We start from the raw sequence: 15,854 nt of genomic DNA, 5'->3' as shown, positions 1-15,854 counted from the left end.
AACTTAATCATGTATAAAAGCTTGAATTTTTTCTAAATTAGCTCTAAAAAGTTTAAAATTTAACTCGCTTGAAATTTTTAAATCAGCAAAAAAAGGATTTTTCAAACTTGCTATAAGCAAATAATCATCTTTTTTCAAAACTCTTTGTGTAGAAAATTCTTTATCTTTTACTTTTTCAAAAATACTTTCATTTGAACTAATATCTTCTTTTAATTTCTTACTATAAAGCAAAATTCCACAAAAGAAATTCCCAAATTCATCTTTAAATTTCACATCATAAAGAATAAAATCATCAAAAATAAAAGAATTTTGAGAATGATAAGTTTTTAAAGAAAAATCAAACGCAATTTTTTCAAAATCTTTTTGAACAAAGCCTTGTTTGTCAAATTTAGCTTTGTTTTGTTTTAAAAATTCTTCGCACATTTTAAACACAAGCTCGTTGCGTCCCCACATAAGCTTTCTTCCTAAAATTCTAAAAAACAAAACTCCTGCTAAAACAGCAAAAAATAAAGCTATAATCACATCTTTGCTAAATTGAAAAGCAAGAAAAAATATAACCAAAGCTTCAGCAAATGCTAAAATTTGCAAAGCTTTGAGTCTTTTATTTAAAGCTTGTCTTATGGCTTCAAAATCCATTAAGACTTAGCCTTTTCCATTCTTTTTCTTTGAGTAGGATCAAGATATCTTTTTCTAACTCTAATATTTTGTGGAGTAACCTCTACAAGCTCATCTTCTTCTATCCACTCTAACGCTCTTTCAAGGCTTAATTTTCTAGGCGGTACAAGCTTAATCGCATCATCACTACCACTTGCCCTAACATTCGTTAAATTTTTACCTTTAATAGGATTAACATCTAAATCATTTGGGCGTGAATGCTCGCCTATAATCATACCTGTATATACTTTTGTTTGAGGATCGATAAACAACACCCCTCTATCTTGCAAGTTAAATAAAGAATACCCTAGCGCAACACCATTTTCCATAGAAATTAACGCACCATTATTTCTTTTTTCAACTGCTCCGCTAAATGGACGAAACTCTAAAAAGCTATGGTTCATCACACCCTCGCCTTTAGTATCTGTTAAAAATTGTGATCTAAATCCTATAAGCCCACGCGCAGGAATTTCAAACTCAAGTCTTGTTTGACCATCTCCAGTTGGTGTCATAGTTTTCATTTCAGCTTTTCTTTTACCTAGTTTTTCAATCACCACTCCGGTAAAATCATCAGGCACATCAATCACTAAATGCTCAAACGGCTCTGTTTTTACCCCATCTTCTACCTTAACGATAACTTCAGGTCTTCCCATACAAAACTCAAAACCTTCTCTACGCATATTTTCAGCCAAGATAGTTATTTGCAGCTCGCCTCTTCCGCTTACTTTAAATTTACCCTCACCTGTACTTTCATATTTCATAGCAATATTAGTTTTCATTTCCGCTTCTAGGCGTTCTGCGATTTTATTTGAAGTTACGTGCTTTCCTTCAGTACCCGCTAAAGGACCATCATTTACTGAAAATACTATGCTTAAAGTTGGCTCTTCTATATGTAAAGGATCAAGTGGCATAGGGTTGTTTGGATCTACAACACTATCTCCTACATCTAAAGCTTCAAAACCTGCAATCGCAACGATATCACCTGTCCCTGCTTCTTCAATGTCCATTTTTTCTAGTCCCATAAAACCAATAAGTTTTGAAATTCTTCCATTGATTTTAGAACCATCTGCCTTAGCAAGCATTACATTTTGATTTTTCTTTACTTTGCCATTAAAAATTCTTGCAATGCCTATTTTACCAACGAAATTATCATAACCTAGAGTAAAAACTTGAAGTTGTAAAGGATTTTCATCACTACCACTTGGAGCAGGCACACGCTCAAGTATAGTCTTAAACAATGGCTCCATATTAGTGCTTTCATCTTCAAGTGCGAGTTTTGCATAACCATTTTTAGCAGCTGCATAAACCACTGCAAAATCAAGTTGTTCATCATTTGCCTCTAAAGCCACAAAAAGATCAAAAATTTCATTGATTACTCTTTCAGGATCAGCAGCTGGCTTGTCGATTTTATTAATAACAACAATAGGTTTAAGACCCAAAGATAAAGCCTTTTTTACCACAAATTTAGTTTGAGGCATAACCCCTTCTTGTGCATCAACTAAAAGTAAAACCCCATCAACCATTTTTAACACACGCTCAACTTCACCACCAAAATCAGCATGGCCTGGAGTATCTATAATATTTATCTTAGTGCCTTTATAATTAATAGCAGTATTTTTAGAAAGTATAGTAATACCTCTTTCTTTTTCTATATCATTGCTATCCATTACGCGTTCTGCTATTTGCTCACGCTCGCTAAAAGTTCCTGATTGCTTTAAAAGCTCATCTACCATCGTTGTTTTACCATGATCAACGTGAGCTATAACGGCTATATTTCTAATATTATCCAAGTTTTTCTCCAAAGTCTTAAATTTAAAATCTAATATTATATAAAAAAAATGCTTAAAAATTAAGATTAACAAATTGGAACACTTGTTGCTTTTGTTTGGGTAAGAATTATTTTTAAGGAGAAAAATATGTCAAACCTAAATACTCAAATCTTCAACGCTAACTTAGAAAAACAAGGAACTTCAGTTTTAAATAGTAAGCATTTTATGGAACTTTTAAATTATTTAGAAGTTGTAAATTCAAACGAAGAAAAAGAACTAAACTATGCAAAGCTTTCAAGCAAAGTAAGCGAAATTTTAGATGATGCTCATAATGAAAATGCGGTTTTAAACGCTAAAAATATAGAAGAATTGTTAGTAATATTTAAAAATTTTAATCTTTCTCATGAAAATTTAAAACTTGATTGTGCAGCACAATTGCAAAATTTATTTCCAAATTTAGCAAAAAATAATTTTTTAGTAGGTTAATTAATGTCAAATATCCAAGCAGGCGATGCTTTAAATTTATTAAGCATCGCTCCACAAAATGAAAATCTTAACAAAGAGAGTACTAATTCACAAAACGATGGAGAGGAATTTTTAAATTCCTTGTTACAAGCAATAAATGAAAAAGATGGAAGTATATCAAAAGATTTTAAGGCACCACAAAAAGAAAACACAAGCAAAGATAAAGACTTAAAAGATACCAATAATAAACTTTCACTAGATGAAAAAGATGCTATAAAACTTTTTGAAGGTGCGAGTTTTATGCAAATTCTTTCTTTATTAGAGGTTTTACAAAGTGATAGCAAGGATATAAAATTAAACAAACTCGTGCAAGATAATACTGCTATTTTAACTCTTGAAAAAAACTTGCACAAGCTAAAAAATATAAAAAATATTAATGAGCTTTTTAACATAGCAAAAGATCTTGGATTAAATATAAAAAATATAAAATTTGAACAAATTAAAGATTTAAAAGAAGCCTTTCCAAATCTTGATAAAAAAGGCTTTTTTAAAACACCAAATTTAAACAATAAAGACTTAATTGAACCACAAAAACAAAACAATACTAATGTTTTTCAAGATTTAATCAATCAAAAAATCACCAAACTTTTAAAAGAAGAACCAAATTCAGGTAAAAATATAAAAAGCAAAGAAAATGAAGGTATTTCTTTGCTTTCTTCTGCTTTAAAAAATATAGAACTTCCTAAAAAAAATGAAAAAACACCAAATAAAGATAATATTCAAAACATAGATTTTAAAGAAAAATTAGTAGAAAAAATTCAAGATAAAGATGAAAAAGAAATAAAATATACAAAAAACATACAAAATATAACCACTAAACATAACGATAAAGCCAATGATATTGAGCTTATCAATCTCACTCAAAATACAAACTTGAAAAAAGAAATCAAAGACAAAGAAAAGATAGACTTTAAAGAAATATTAAAAAATGAAAAACTAACTACCAGTGAAGATAGCTTTAATAAAAAAATAAGTTCTGTTTTAGAAAATTCAAAAGATTTAAAAACCGAATTAACAAATACAAAAAATATCCAAAATTTACAAAATCAAAATCAAGATTTGAAAATTAATTTAGAAAATTTACTAAATACTCAAGACAAACAATTAAAAACAGAAAAAAATACTCAGAACACAGATGTTTTTAACGATATTTTCAAAAACACCAAAGAACTTACAAAAGATGATAGTGATCATAATGAAGAAAATTTAAATTCTTACGTGAAAGAAATGAATAGAGTTTCTAATAATTTTGTAAGAAATCAAAATATTCCTATGAAAGAAACTTTCAATGATTTTGCTCAAGAATTTAAAGAAAAACTAGAAAGTTATAAAGCACCTATAACACGCTTTAGTATAACTTTAAATCCACATAATCTTGGGGAAGTAGAAGTTACTTTAGTCCAAAGAGGATCCAACCTAAACATCAGTTTTAATTCTAATCAAAATACTTTAAATCTTTTCATACAACATCAAGCTGAGTTTAAAAATGCTCTTGTAAACATGGGCTTTACAAATTTAGAAATGAATTTTAACAACCAAGAAAGAAAAGAACAAAATAATCAACAAAAACAAAAAAGTAGCAATAATAAAGAAGATAAGGTGAATTTTGAAAAAGAAATTCAAGAAAAACCAAGCTTGGAAATGGTTTTAGCAAAATATTTTTAAATGGAATATTTTTTGCTTTAAGCTTTAAAAATATATAAAAAAGGATTTTTATGTCAAATATAAATACACAAACTCTTCAAGGTCCTTTAGCAGCACTTAACACCAAAGATATGCCAAATACTAAAGGAAATGCTAGAGCTGGAGAAGGTGATAGTGGATTAATTTATAACCCTGGAGCAGAGCTTGACAAGGATGCATTTTTAAAGCTTCTTCTAATAGAGCTTCAACATCAAGATCCAACTGATCCTATGGATACTGAAAAAATGCTTACTCAAACAGCACAACTTTCAGCACTTGAAATGCAAGATAATACTAATAAAACTATGACTCAGCTTGTAGTAGCAATGACTAAACTACAAAATTCTATTGCAGCAAGTACTGGTATGAGTGCATTAGCTGCGGTTGGAAAACTTGCAACGGTTAAGGATAATTATCTTGTAGTGGCAGATGATGATATACAATTTCAAATTAATATGTATTTACCAAAAGAACCTCAAAAAGGTAAAAAGACTGATATTGATATAGAAGGTTTTGAACTTAATAAAAATGGTGAAGATAAACTTGATATTAGTGGTAAAGTTGATGAAGAAGTAGCAAAACCTGGGGAAACCATACATATTAAATTGAAAGACGATAAAGGACAAGAAGAAACAGTTCAGGCAATAGTTGGAGAAGATCAAACATTTAAAATAGTAGGACACACTCCAAGTGTTGATATAAAAACAGCTAAGATTGATTCAGCTTATAAATCAGATAGTGAACCTGTAACATTTACTATTTACAATGAAGCAGGAGATCCTGTAAGAACAATGAGTGTTAAAGATATGAGCGCTGGTATGAAACAAATTGTTTGGGATAGAACCGATGATAGCGGAAATCCTGTGCCATCTGGAAAATACTATGTAAGAGCAAGCTATATAGGTGAAGATGGAACAACAGTGAACTCAACTTATGGTGCTTATCCTATTACTGGAGTTAGATTTGAAGAAGGTGAAGCTCTAGTTGGTATGGGCGGTAGCTGGGTTAAATGGGAAGATATTAAAGAGATTACAGGATAAAATCATGTTTACAGCATTTTATAATGGAGTAAATGGAGTAAAATCCCAAAGTTATGGTATAGACAATACTGCTCATAATATAAGCAATGTTAATACAGTTGGTTTTAAATACTCTGACGTAGCTTTCAAAGATGTATTTTATAGCACCATAACAACACAATCCTATAACAAAGGTCAAACTGGTTATGGTAGTGTAGCAGGAGCTACTAATGATATTTTTGAACAAGGACCATTAGTTTCTACTGATAATGAATTTGATGTAGCAATTGCAGGAAAAGGCTTTTTTGGTGTAAGTAATGGCAATGGAGTTTATTATACTAGAAATGGTGCTTTTAAACCTGATGCAAATGGTTTTTTAGTAGATTCAAACGGAAACTATGTGCTTGGAACTATGAATCCATCATTAAAAGAAATTCAACTAAGTGATAGGGTTTCAAATATGTTTGGTCAAGTTATGGGACAAAAAGTTACCACAGCTTGGAGTGGAACGCCTGGAGAAAATTTCCAAATAGGCGGAGTTAATACTCAAGGACCTATCTCTGTACCTAAAAATCTTTATTTACCACCTCAACCAACACAAAATATCACTTGGAGTGGAAATTTAGATACAAGCACCAAAACAGAAGCGGTAAATGTAGATGTAGATGCTTCTAAGTTTGAATTTAGCAAAAACAAAGATGGTAGTGTAAAAATTTCAGGAAGTGTAAAAGATGAGCAAATTTATGGCTTAAAACCTGGCGATACTATATATTTTAAAATCACTGATGAAAAAGGTGCTAGTCAAACATTACAAGCTACTTTAGATGAGAATTTGGCTTTTAGTATTGATAATCAAAAATTAGATAAAGTAGATTTAGAAACAGCTAAATTAGAATCATCTCATTTAAGTGTAGAAAAAGAAGTAGCAGATAGCACAGAACTTTCTGCAAAATTAATTAATCCTGATGGTTCTACTAGTTGGGTTAAGGTTAAATTAGATAGAGTTTTACCACAAAATGGTACAGACTTAGAATACAAAGCAGTTGCTCAAGTATATGATAATGATGGCAATAAAATAGGTGGAACAACTGAAGGTTTAATTACCTTTAACGAGGCTGGAGCCTTGGTATCTAACACCTTAAATTCAGTAGATAATAATGGCACAAAGGTTAACATAAATCTTGGTTCTTATTATGATCCAAATATACCAAATTCAGGTTATGATGGACTTCATGCTTTACAAAATAAACAACCTTCGGTACACACACAAACAGATGGCAAGGGTGAGGGATTTTTAAATAACTATTCTATTAATACAGATGGTACTATCATAGCGACTTTTACAAATGGAGATCAAATAGCTATGGCAAAACTTGCTTTGTTTAATTTTACAAATGAACAAGGCTTAGAAAAGCTAGGAGAAAATCTTTATGGGCAAACAGGAAATAGTGGTAATCCAACCTTTTTGCTTGATGCTAATGGAAATTTCAGCACAGCTACCTTTGAAGGTGGAAAACTAGAGCAATCTAATGTGGATTTATCAGTAGCTTTTACAAACTTAATCACCTTACAAAAAGCCTATGATTCAAGCAGTAAAAGTATCACAACAGCTGATCAAATGATACAAAAAGCAATCAATATGAAACGCTAATTTCAGCTTTTCATATTGATTCTTTTGAATTTTTCTCTAAAATATATTTTATTTCTTGCTCAAAAAACTCATACACCCTAAGTTGTATCAAAGCTTCTTCTTCATTTTTATCCATCAAACGCTCAAGTCTATGAAAATTAATCTTTTTTGCATATCTTGGATTTTTCTTTAAAAGCAAGGCAATATTTTTAAGCAAAGCATCCAAACTAAGCTCATTTTTTAAAACTCTATCTACATATTCTTTAGAAGTTTGCACCAAAATTGCTTGTCTGCTTTTATCATTTGGATAAACTTCATTTGCAATATCAGCTAAAACTTGCCAAATTTCTGCTTTTATATTTTTATTCGCCACGATAATAGCAGCAAAAGATTTTGCTCTAAATTCTAAAGACAAATGACTTGGAACAAAAAATTCTCTAAATTTAGATAAAAAGTTTGCAAATATACTCAACATACTTCACCTCAATGTTTTTTAAGATATTTTAAGATATTATTTCAACTGCCTTCTCTTAGACCTGTGCAATGCTATTTTTAAGCACCGCTTCAGGGTGGGAACACAGCAGAGCACTTAGACTTAGTGTGTGCCGCAGTCATCTGGGAGAGGGTTTTTAAAGTTTAAAATATCCTTTAATATCCTCACAAATTCTAAAGAAATTTACCCCATTAATGGTCGGATTTGTTTTGAAATACTCACACATTCCTAAAAAACCATTTTCAAGCTCTTTAGACTTTACTCCATAGCTAATTGACAAAGCCGCTTCTATAAAAGCTGCTAGTTTATCACAATACTTCAAAGCTTTTCCATCAATAGCCTTAAAACGATCTTCATTAACAGCATCTAAACTACCACTATAAACACTTGGCTTATTATTAAAAATACGATTTTCAAATTCATTTTTTACAAAGGCGCTTTCTTCATTTTGTCCTTCTCTAATACCAAGTATATAACTAAATTCTTCTCTAAAAGATAGCGGTATAAAAGGTAAAATTTTCTCATTAATAAGCTTCATCTCATATTCATTGATGATCTCATTTAAACCATCTATGCCATATTTTACCGGAGAGATGATATCTCTAGTTAAACTTTCAGGTAAATCATGAAACAAAGCACAATAAAAATTGCTTTCTATTCTACCATCACATGCTTTTACTTCTAAAGAATAAAAATAAGACAAAATAGCCACCACAAGCATATGCCCTAAAACCGCAGTTTCTGGAATTCTTGGAGTTTGCGCCCATCTTTTTTGAAAACGCAAACGTCCGCTTAGATCAATTATTTTAGAAATTTTTTGATTAAGGGCGATTTTTCTTGCGCCGATTAACTCATAATAATCTTCTAATTCTTCTTCAACCTTAGCCTTAATCTCATCAATATCACTTAAAAATGAACTAGTTTGATAAACTATATTAAACTCCCATCTTGTCGCAAAATACGAAGCAGCTTTTAAAATAAGCCTTTCTTTAGAATAATCTTTACCTTGTAAAAAAAGCTCATAGCGTTTTAAAAATGCACCATTTTCAATATCTTGAATCATCGGTGCGATTTTGCTTAATACCCAAGCACTTACTTGCTCATTTTTTGCACGCGTTATCTCATGATACACATCAGGGCGTATATCAGTCACTACTACCCTGCTTAAAAACTCAAAAATCCCTGCTTCTACAATAAAACGCATATTCACATCTTTTTCCATTTTAGCAATGAAATAAGCAATGATAAATTTATGCGCTTGTTTATCAAGTTCGACTAAATTTGTCATTCTAGGATAATCATTCCATCTTGATATAGAAGCAGCTTTAAAAATATGCTCTATTAATTCTACGCTAACCATTTATTTCCTTTTTTTTGCTGTGATTTTACTTTATTTTATAATCTTTAGCAAATTTTAGATATATTTGAAAATGAATTAGAGTGATTAAAATTTTTCTCTATCACTTAACTTAAGATAAATTTCATCATTTTTACTAAGCTCTTTATGATGATAAATGCTAAAAATATGTCCTTCTAAACTCACACTTATCTCATAAAAATCCCCATAAAACACACATTCTAAAACGCTAGCTTTTAAAGGAGTTTGTGAAGTTGAAATTTGTATATCATTAGGGCGTAAAATGCCATTTTTACTTTGTAAATATACTTTGAATTTCTCATCTAAAATTGTATTTGGATCTATAAAAAATGCTTCTCCTAAAAAGCAAGCACTATCTATATTTTTAGGCTTATAAAAAAGCTCTTTAGCACTTCCATAGTCTAAAATTTTCCCATCCTTAATCAAAGCGATATTGTCTGATAAATAAAAAGCATCGTCTTTATCATGCGTAACAAAAATAGCACTAAGCTTATGCTCTTTTAAAATATTTTTGATTTCTTTGCGCATTTTAACACTTAAAGTGTGATTTAAATTTGAAAAAGGCTCATCAAAAAGTATGATTTTTGGCCTTGCAACTATGGTTCTTGCTAGCGCTACCCTTTGAGCTTGTCCACCGCTTAGTTCATTTGGATAGCGCTTTAAAAGTGTATTTAAATTTAAAATTTCTAAAACTTCATCAAGTCTTTGTTTTTGCTCGTTTTTGCTTAAAGAGCTTATACCAAAACATATATTTTCTTCTACATTTAAGTGCGGAAACAAAGCATAATCTTGAAACAAAACCCCCACATCACGCTCTTGTGGGGCTAAATACACACTCTTAGAAGCAACTAGTTTATCCCCTATATAAATACTACCATCATTGATTTCAAAAAATCCAGCTATACAACCAAGCAAAGAACTCTTACCACAGCCACTTTCTCCCAAAATACTGACAATCTCACCTTCTTTTAAGCTCAAAGAAATTCCTTTTAAAACCTCTGTTTTTCCAAAAGATTTGTAAAGATTGTCAATTTTTAAGATTTCCATTATCGTCCTTTTTGGTTGTTTTTATTTTGCAAATAATGCATTAAAAATGTAGGGATAATCCCAAATAACACTATAATCAAAGATGGCAAAGAAACATTATAAATTAACTCATTTTCACTATAAGCAAATACAAGCGATGAAAGCGTTTGAAAACCTGAAGGTGAAAGTATAGTTGAAATAGGTAATTCTTTTAAAATATCCACACAAATAATCACCACAGCTAAAGCTAAATAATGTTTCATCAAAGGAAAATGAATTTGAGTGAAAATTTTAAGTGGTTTTGATTTTAAGGTTAAATTTGCATAGTCTATGTTTTTAGAAATTCGCTCATAGCCTGATTGAGTTGCAAAAATTCCAGAAGCCAAAAACCTCACAAAATACCCAAAAAACAACACCAAAAATCCACCACCTATGGCATATTCAAAAGATAAAAGGTCAAAAATATAATTTAACACACCCAAAATCACTAAAATTCCCACAGCTACCACAGCTCCAGGTAAAGAATACCCCAAAGTCGTAAGCCAAAGGATGATTTTAGAAGCTTTTGTATCATTTAAACGCACCACAAAACACAAATAAAATGCCACTCCCACAATAGCAAAAGAACTCGCCAAAGCCACACTAAGGCTATAAAATGCAGGTGTTAAGACATTGCTTAAATTTTGCATAAAATCAAACCCAGCCCAATAAACAAGCCATATAATAGGCACGACAAAAGCTAAAAATGCCACCAAAAAGCACCACAAAAAGGCTAAAAATGCCTTAAAGCCTTTTAACTCATCTTTTGGAGTAGGCAAAAATACATTTTGATTAAAACCTTTTTTACCTCTTTGAATTTTTTCTAAAAGCATTAAAAGTGCGATAAATACAAGTAAAGCCACGCTCAAAGCCACAGCACTCACTTCATCACCACCGCTTCCCCATGTTCTAAAAATTCCTGCACTAAAAGTATCTACACCAAAATACGCCACTAAGCCATAATCACTCAAAACCTCCATAGCCACCAACAGCAAAGCACCCACTATACCCACACGGCAAAATGGCAAAATCACTTTAAAAAATGTTTTTAAATTAGAAGCCTTAAGCGTTTTAGCACTTAAAATGATATTTCCAAGTCCATAAGCAAAAGTATTTTTAGCAAAAAAATACACATAAGGATAAAGCGCAAAAGATAAAATCACAATCACACCATAAGCATTCATGATATCTATACGCCTATCAACACCTAAAAGTGTGGGAATTAAGCCTTGAAATTCAAACAAATCAATCCAAACAAAACCCATCACATAAGAAGGTATTGCCAAAGGTAAAATCAAAAACCATTTAAAAAATTTCGAGCCAAAAAATTTATAAAAAGCTATCAAATAAGCACTAACTAAACCTATAATCAAACACAATACTAAAGTCCCAAACAATATAAAAGCACTACCAAAAATATATCGTGGCAAGACATTTTTACTCAAATGTTTTAAGGTATTAATATCTATAAAAGGAAGGTGCAATATAATAGCAAGTATAGGCAGTATGATTAAACTACAGAAAAAAAAGGTGGCAAAAGACCACCTTAGACTTAAAAATTTCAAATTTTATTTTTCCTTAAAATTATTTCCATTGAACTTCATCAAAAATCATTAAAGCTTCTTTAGCATTACCCCAGTAAGCTTCAAAATTTGGTTTTTCGATTTTAAACTCACCCCATGATTGTAAAATTTTAGCAGGTTTTACTTCTTTATTTACTGGATACTCATAATTTTGGTTTGTTAAAATTTCTTGTGCTTCTTTTGAAAGCATAAACTCAATAAATTTAACCGCAGCTTCTTTATTTTTAGAAGTTTTTAAAACACCTATACCGCTTACATTGATATGTGTTCCTCTATCATCTTGGTTTGGAAAAATCACTTTTACTGAATTTGCAGCTTCAACATCTTTAGGATTTTTTGAATTTGCTAAATGTCCTAGATAATAACTATTTGATATAGCCACATCGCCTTCTTTTGCATAGATTGCACGAATTTGATCACGATCCCCACCTTTTGGAGTGCGTGCAAGATTATTTGCTATGCCTTGTGCCCATTCTTTTGCTTTTTCTTTACCCAAAGTATCAATCATTGCACTTAACAAAGAAATATTATAAACATTATTTGAACTTCTTACTAAAACTTTACCTTTAAATTTAGGATCAGTTAAATCCTCATAAGTTTTAACCTCTCCATCTTTAATTCTATCTTTAGAAGCGATGATGATTCTTGCTCTTGTTGTAAAAGCATACCATTCGTTATTTTTGCCTCTTAGCTCTTTTGGAGAAAGTTTTTCTAGCTCAGGCGAGCTAACTGAAACAAAAAGATTATTTGTGCGAACTTGTTCTAAATTTCCCGCATCAGCAGTCATAAATAAATCTGCTTTTGAATTTTTACCTTCAACTTCTAATCTTTTAGCAAGCTCATTAGCCTTAGCTTGCACCACATTTACACTAATACCTGTTTTTTCTTGAAATAATTTGAAAATTCCTTTATCAGAATCATAATGACGATGAGAATAAATCGTAAGCTCTTGAGCACTTAAGCTCATAGCAGCTAACAAAGATAGTAAAACTACTTTTGCTTTCATTTTATAAATTTCCTTAATTTTAAATTTTGAAATTGATAAGGATTATTATATTAATAATTCACTTTATATTTACTTAAATTGATATACATAATCAATTTAAAATAAAATAATACAAAATTAACATGAATCAAGATATTTTTTCTCTTATTTTTATATAATCATCAAGAATACAATATACAAAGGAGATAAAATGACACAAGAGCAAATTCAAATCATCAAAGATTGTGTACCAATTTTACAAAAAAATGGTGAAGTTTTGACAAAAGAATTTTATAAAATCATGTTTGAAGAATATCCTGAAGTAAAGCCTATGTTTAATATGGAAAAACAAGCTTCAGGAGAGCAACCAAAAGCTTTAGCAATGGCTATTTTAATGGCAGCAAAAAATGTAGAAAATTTAGAAAATATGAGAAGCTTTGTTGATAAAGTAGCTATCACTCATACGAAATTAAATGTCAAAGAAGAGCATTACCCTATAGTCGGCACTTGTCTTTTAAAGGCTATTAAAGTAGTGTTAAATGCAGATGAAACTACGCTAAAAGCTTGGGAAGAAGCTTATAAAGCTATCGCACAATTTTATATAGACATTGAAAAAGAAATTTATGCAAAAGCTAAGTAACAATAGGCTTTGAATTTTCAAAGCCTATTGTAAAAATGCTATTCCTGCTTTAGCTATTTTTACATCCTCATCTAAGTGTGCTCCACCCACACCTATACCACCAACAACAACTCCATCTATAAAAATCGGTACCCCACCAGGCATAATGGAAAACTTATCATCTAAATAACGAATATCTTCAGGTATTTTACCCTCTTTTACACCTTTAAAAATAACCGCTGTTTCTCTTTTTTGTGAAGTGGCTGTATAAGCTTTTTTATAACTAGCACTAAGCGTATGCACACCCGCTTTATCATCTCTTAAAACTGCTAAAATTTGACCGGATTTATCTACTATGGTAATACTTACATGAAAGCCGTTTTTTCTTGCTTCTTTCTTTGCAAGCTCCAAAATCCCTTCAACCATTTGCGTAGTTAAAACAGGCTCTTTTACAAGCTCAAAAGATTTTGCCATCAAACTTACTCCTAAAAATAAACATAATATAAGTAATTTTTTCATTTTTTTCCTTTAAAATTTTTCTACTGCATTTTTTGCTAGTTCTTTTATATCGCCTTTTAATTCACAAATTTGACCATTTTGTGCGAGTAAAATTCTATCAGCCATATCAAAATACACATCATCATGAGTTATAGCAAATATAGTAATACCTTTTTGCTTTAAAAGTGGCAAAAGCTTAGTATAAAAAAACTTCCTAAACATAGGATCTTGATCAGCAGCCCACTCATCTAATATTAAAATATCTCTTTTTTCAAGCAAAGCATTAAGCATAGCAAGGCGCTTTTTTTGTCCAGCTGAAAGTTTTATAGTGCTAAAAGTATTTTCTACAAGTTCTACTTTTTCATTAAGTTCTAAAATTTCAAGCCAATATGCTAAATCCTCTTTGCTAAATTTCTCATCTTCTAAAACATGCTCAAACAAATGAAAATCACTAAAAATCGCACTAATTAAACTTCTATACTCATACATATTTTCCGAAGTTATTTTTTCATCATCTAAAAAAATATTTCCTTTAAAGTCTGTAAAAAGCCCTGCTAAAATCATAGAAAAAGTAGATTTACCGCTACCGTTTTTACCTATTAAAAATACACATTCGCCTTTTTTAAGCTCAAAATTTACAGGTTTTAGTGCAAATTTTTCATTGTATGCAAAAGACACATCTTTAAAAGAAAGTTTTTGCCAAGTTTTTTTATTTTGACTGAGTTTAAACTCATGAGAATAGTTTTCTAAATTTAAATTTGAAATTTTATCCAAAGCGATTTTTGCCATCATAAGCGTAGGAAAACTTCCTATCATAGCTCCAAGCGGTGCTCTTAAAAAAAGCACACTCAAAGCTATAGTCGTAGCACTTTGCAAACTAGCAAGTTCATAGCTTAAAGCTATATAAAACTCCACTCCTACTAAAGCTAGCATAGCACTATTACTCCAGTTATTAGATAAAATATGCAAGATATTTCCCATAGTAGAGCTTTTTTTCTTTTTTAGGGCATTTTTTTCAAACTCATTTTCATAATAATACTTCGCCCTTAAAGGATTTAAGGTTAATTCTTTATGTCCTTGTAAAATATTTTGATAGTTTTTTTGCAAAGCATCATCATTTTCTCTAGCATTTTTAAAATAAAAATACACTTTGCTCATCAAAAAATTATCTACCAAAAAAACACACACTATCCACGCTAAACACAAAAAGAAAATTTCCAAAGAAAGGTAAGCTATGTAAGCACTTACACAAATAATTAAAACACTCGATTGTATAAATTCAGGAAGTCTTAAAAGTCCAAAAGAAATACTACGCACATCATTATTTAAAGAAGCTAAAATCTTTGCTTTGGTGGTGTTTAAAATACTCAAAACACTTGTATCTAAAATTTGCTTTACAACCCTTCTTTGCATTTTAAAAATAAAACTTTGTCCAAACGAGCTTAAAGCAATTTCTACAAAAGAAGAACTTGCAAAAAATACAAGCAACAAAAGCACAAAATACACGATAATATTTGAGTTTTCAAGACTAGTTTTTAATAAAAACTCATTGATAAAAACTAAAGTCAATACACCCAACAAGCTTGTAAAAATACTAAAAAGCAAAAAAAGAATGATTTTAAATTTATTTTCTTGAAATAAAATCCACAAAAAACTCACAATGATACCTTTTCAAGCAATAAATGTGAAATTATAACCACTTATTGATAATATAATATATCCTTAAAAAAACCTATTTTTCAATATATTCAAGCTCATGTAATATATTCTTATTACACTAATATTTTATTATTTTTTATAATTAAGCTTAAATTTATAAACATAGTATTAACATTACTTAATTGTTAAGAACTTGTTTGTAATTAATACCATAAAACACAGCGTGGTAATAATTATTAAATACATAAAAAAGGATTCTTTATGTTAAATTATTTATCTAAAAAACACCTCACG

The 15,854-nt window shown here is 30.2% G+C and carries 14 protein-coding genes and 1 other RNA gene; 6 read left to right on the top strand and 9 right to left on the bottom strand.

Features of this window, described 5'->3' with window-relative positions; genetic code table 11:
• Positions 1 to 3: 3 nt before the first annotated feature.
• Both L8X40_RS05960 and typA read right to left on the bottom strand, forming a co-directional pair.
• Positions 4 to 636, bottom strand: a complete 633-nt coding sequence (locus L8X40_RS05960; protein ID WP_263667524.1) for a poly(A) polymerase — start codon at positions 634 to 636, stop codon at positions 4 to 6.
• Positions 636 to 2,444, bottom strand: a complete 1,809-nt coding sequence (gene typA, locus L8X40_RS05955) for a translational GTPase TypA (RefSeq protein WP_039629177.1) — start codon at positions 2,442 to 2,444, stop codon at positions 636 to 638. Before typA ends, L8X40_RS05960 begins: the two co-directional genes overlap by 1 nt.
• 126 nt (positions 2,445 to 2,570) lie before the next feature.
• Here typA and L8X40_RS05950 point away from each other — a divergent pair, with 126 nt between their 5' ends.
• The 4 genes from L8X40_RS05950 to L8X40_RS05930 are packed head-to-tail and all read left to right on the top strand — an operon-like array spanning position 2,571 to position 7,301.
• Positions 2,571 to 2,909 carry a hypothetical protein gene (locus L8X40_RS05950; RefSeq protein ID WP_039619431.1) on the top strand — a complete coding sequence of 113 codons (339 nt, stop codon included), beginning with the start codon at positions 2,571 to 2,573 and terminating at the stop codon, positions 2,907 to 2,909.
• Between the two features lie 3 nt (positions 2,910 to 2,912).
• A complete protein-coding gene (locus L8X40_RS05945) occupies positions 2,913 to 4,613 on the top strand; it encodes a flagellar hook-length control protein FliK (RefSeq protein WP_263667523.1) in 1,701 nt (566 codons plus the stop codon).
• A 50-nt stretch (positions 4,614 to 4,663) separates the two neighbouring features.
• Positions 4,664 to 5,671 (top strand): flagellar hook capping FlgD N-terminal domain-containing protein, encoded by a 1,008-nt coding sequence (locus L8X40_RS08595; protein ID WP_214100422.1) that lies wholly within the window; start codon positions 4,664 to 4,666, stop codon positions 5,669 to 5,671.
• 4 nt (positions 5,672 to 5,675) lie between these two features.
• A complete protein-coding gene (locus L8X40_RS05930) occupies positions 5,676 to 7,301 on the top strand; it encodes a flagellar hook protein FlgE (protein ID WP_087699832.1) in 1,626 nt (541 codons plus the stop codon).
• Positions 7,302 to 7,311: 10 nt separating this feature from the next.
• Here the strand turns inward: L8X40_RS05930 and L8X40_RS05925 are convergent, their stop codons facing one another.
• The gene (locus L8X40_RS05925; protein WP_087699830.1) at positions 7,312 to 7,755 is read right to left on the bottom strand and encodes a hypothetical protein; all 444 of its coding nucleotides are present in this window, start codon (positions 7,753 to 7,755) and stop codon (positions 7,312 to 7,314) included.
• Between the two features lie 52 nt (positions 7,756 to 7,807).
• On the opposite strand from L8X40_RS05925, the gene ffs reads away from it, so the two are divergent.
• Positions 7,808 to 7,905, top strand: an RNA gene (gene ffs / locus L8X40_RS05920) — signal recognition particle sRNA small type.
• A gap of 4 nt (positions 7,906 to 7,909) precedes the next feature.
• Here the strand turns inward: ffs and L8X40_RS05915 are convergent.
• The 4 genes from L8X40_RS05915 to L8X40_RS05900 form a co-directional block, all read right to left on the bottom strand.
• A complete protein-coding gene (locus tag L8X40_RS05915; protein WP_263667521.1) occupies positions 7,910 to 9,133 on the bottom strand; it encodes an HD domain-containing protein in 1,224 nt (407 codons plus the stop codon).
• Between the two features lie 84 nt (positions 9,134 to 9,217).
• Positions 9,218 to 10,198 carry an ABC transporter ATP-binding protein gene (locus tag L8X40_RS05910; protein WP_261545166.1) on the bottom strand — a complete coding sequence of 327 codons (981 nt, stop codon included), beginning with the start codon at positions 10,196 to 10,198 and terminating at the stop codon, positions 9,218 to 9,220.
• Positions 10,198 to 11,781: an ABC transporter permease gene (locus L8X40_RS05905; RefSeq protein ID WP_263667520.1), complete on the bottom strand. Its 1,584-nt coding sequence runs from the start codon at positions 11,779 to 11,781 to the stop codon at positions 10,198 to 10,200. Before L8X40_RS05905 ends, L8X40_RS05910 begins: the two co-directional genes overlap by 1 nt.
• A 19-nt stretch (positions 11,782 to 11,800) precedes the next feature.
• The gene (locus L8X40_RS05900) at positions 11,801 to 12,805 is read right to left on the bottom strand and encodes an extracellular solute-binding protein (RefSeq protein WP_261545168.1); all 1,005 of its coding nucleotides are present in this window, start codon (positions 12,803 to 12,805) and stop codon (positions 11,801 to 11,803) included.
• Positions 12,806 to 12,995: 190 nt separating this feature from the next.
• On the opposite strand from L8X40_RS05900, the gene cgb reads away from it, so the two are divergent.
• Positions 12,996 to 13,424 (top strand): single-domain globin Cgb, encoded by a 429-nt coding sequence (gene cgb / locus L8X40_RS05895; protein WP_263667519.1) that lies wholly within the window; start codon positions 12,996 to 12,998, stop codon positions 13,422 to 13,424.
• 24 nt (positions 13,425 to 13,448) lie between these two features.
• On the opposite strand, the gene L8X40_RS05890 is transcribed toward cgb, so the two are convergent.
• Positions 13,449 to 13,922 (bottom strand): GlcG/HbpS family heme-binding protein, encoded by a 474-nt coding sequence (locus L8X40_RS05890; RefSeq protein ID WP_263667518.1) that lies wholly within the window; start codon positions 13,920 to 13,922, stop codon positions 13,449 to 13,451.
• 9 nt (positions 13,923 to 13,931) lie between these two features.
• A complete protein-coding gene (locus L8X40_RS05885; RefSeq protein WP_263667517.1) occupies positions 13,932 to 15,560 on the bottom strand; it encodes a multidrug ABC transporter permease/ATP-binding protein in 1,629 nt (542 codons plus the stop codon).
• Positions 15,561 to 15,854 lie beyond the last annotated feature (294 nt).

This window comes from Campylobacter sp. CNRCH_2013_0855 (genome assembly GCF_025773025.1).
GTDB lineage: Bacteria > Campylobacterota > Campylobacteria > Campylobacterales > Campylobacteraceae > Campylobacter_D > Campylobacter_D jejuni_C.
The sequence above is the reverse complement of the archived record's forward strand: the minus strand, read 5'-3'. Positions and strand labels throughout refer to the sequence as shown.

Excerpts from the sequence above, each read along its gene's own strand:
- L8X40_RS05960 (WP_263667524.1), bottom strand. The coding sequence starts at position 636 with ATGGATTTTGAAGCCATAAGACAAGCTTTAAATAAAAGACTCAAAGCT.
- L8X40_RS05950 (WP_039619431.1), top strand. The coding sequence starts at position 2,571 with ATGTCAAACCTAAATACTCAAATCTTCAACGCTAACTTAGAAAAACAA.
- L8X40_RS05945 (WP_263667523.1), top strand. The coding sequence starts at position 2,913 with ATGTCAAATATCCAAGCAGGCGATGCTTTAAATTTATTAAGCATCGCT.
- L8X40_RS08595 (WP_214100422.1), top strand. The coding sequence starts at position 4,664 with ATGTCAAATATAAATACACAAACTCTTCAAGGTCCTTTAGCAGCACTT.
- L8X40_RS05930 (WP_087699832.1), top strand. The coding sequence starts at position 5,676 with ATGTTTACAGCATTTTATAATGGAGTAAATGGAGTAAAATCCCAAAGT.
- L8X40_RS05925 (WP_087699830.1), bottom strand. The coding sequence starts at position 7,755 with ATGTTGAGTATATTTGCAAACTTTTTATCTAAATTTAGAGAATTTTTT.
- L8X40_RS05915 (WP_263667521.1), bottom strand. The coding sequence starts at position 9,133 with ATGGTTAGCGTAGAATTAATAGAGCATATTTTTAAAGCTGCTTCTATA.
- L8X40_RS05910 (WP_261545166.1), bottom strand. The coding sequence starts at position 10,198 with ATGGAAATCTTAAAAATTGACAATCTTTACAAATCTTTTGGAAAAACA.
- L8X40_RS05900 (WP_261545168.1), bottom strand. The coding sequence starts at position 12,805 with ATGAAAGCAAAAGTAGTTTTACTATCTTTGTTAGCTGCTATGAGCTTA.
- cgb (WP_263667519.1), top strand. The coding sequence starts at position 12,996 with ATGACACAAGAGCAAATTCAAATCATCAAAGATTGTGTACCAATTTTA.
- L8X40_RS05890 (WP_263667518.1), bottom strand. The coding sequence starts at position 13,922 with ATGAAAAAATTACTTATATTATGTTTATTTTTAGGAGTAAGTTTGATG.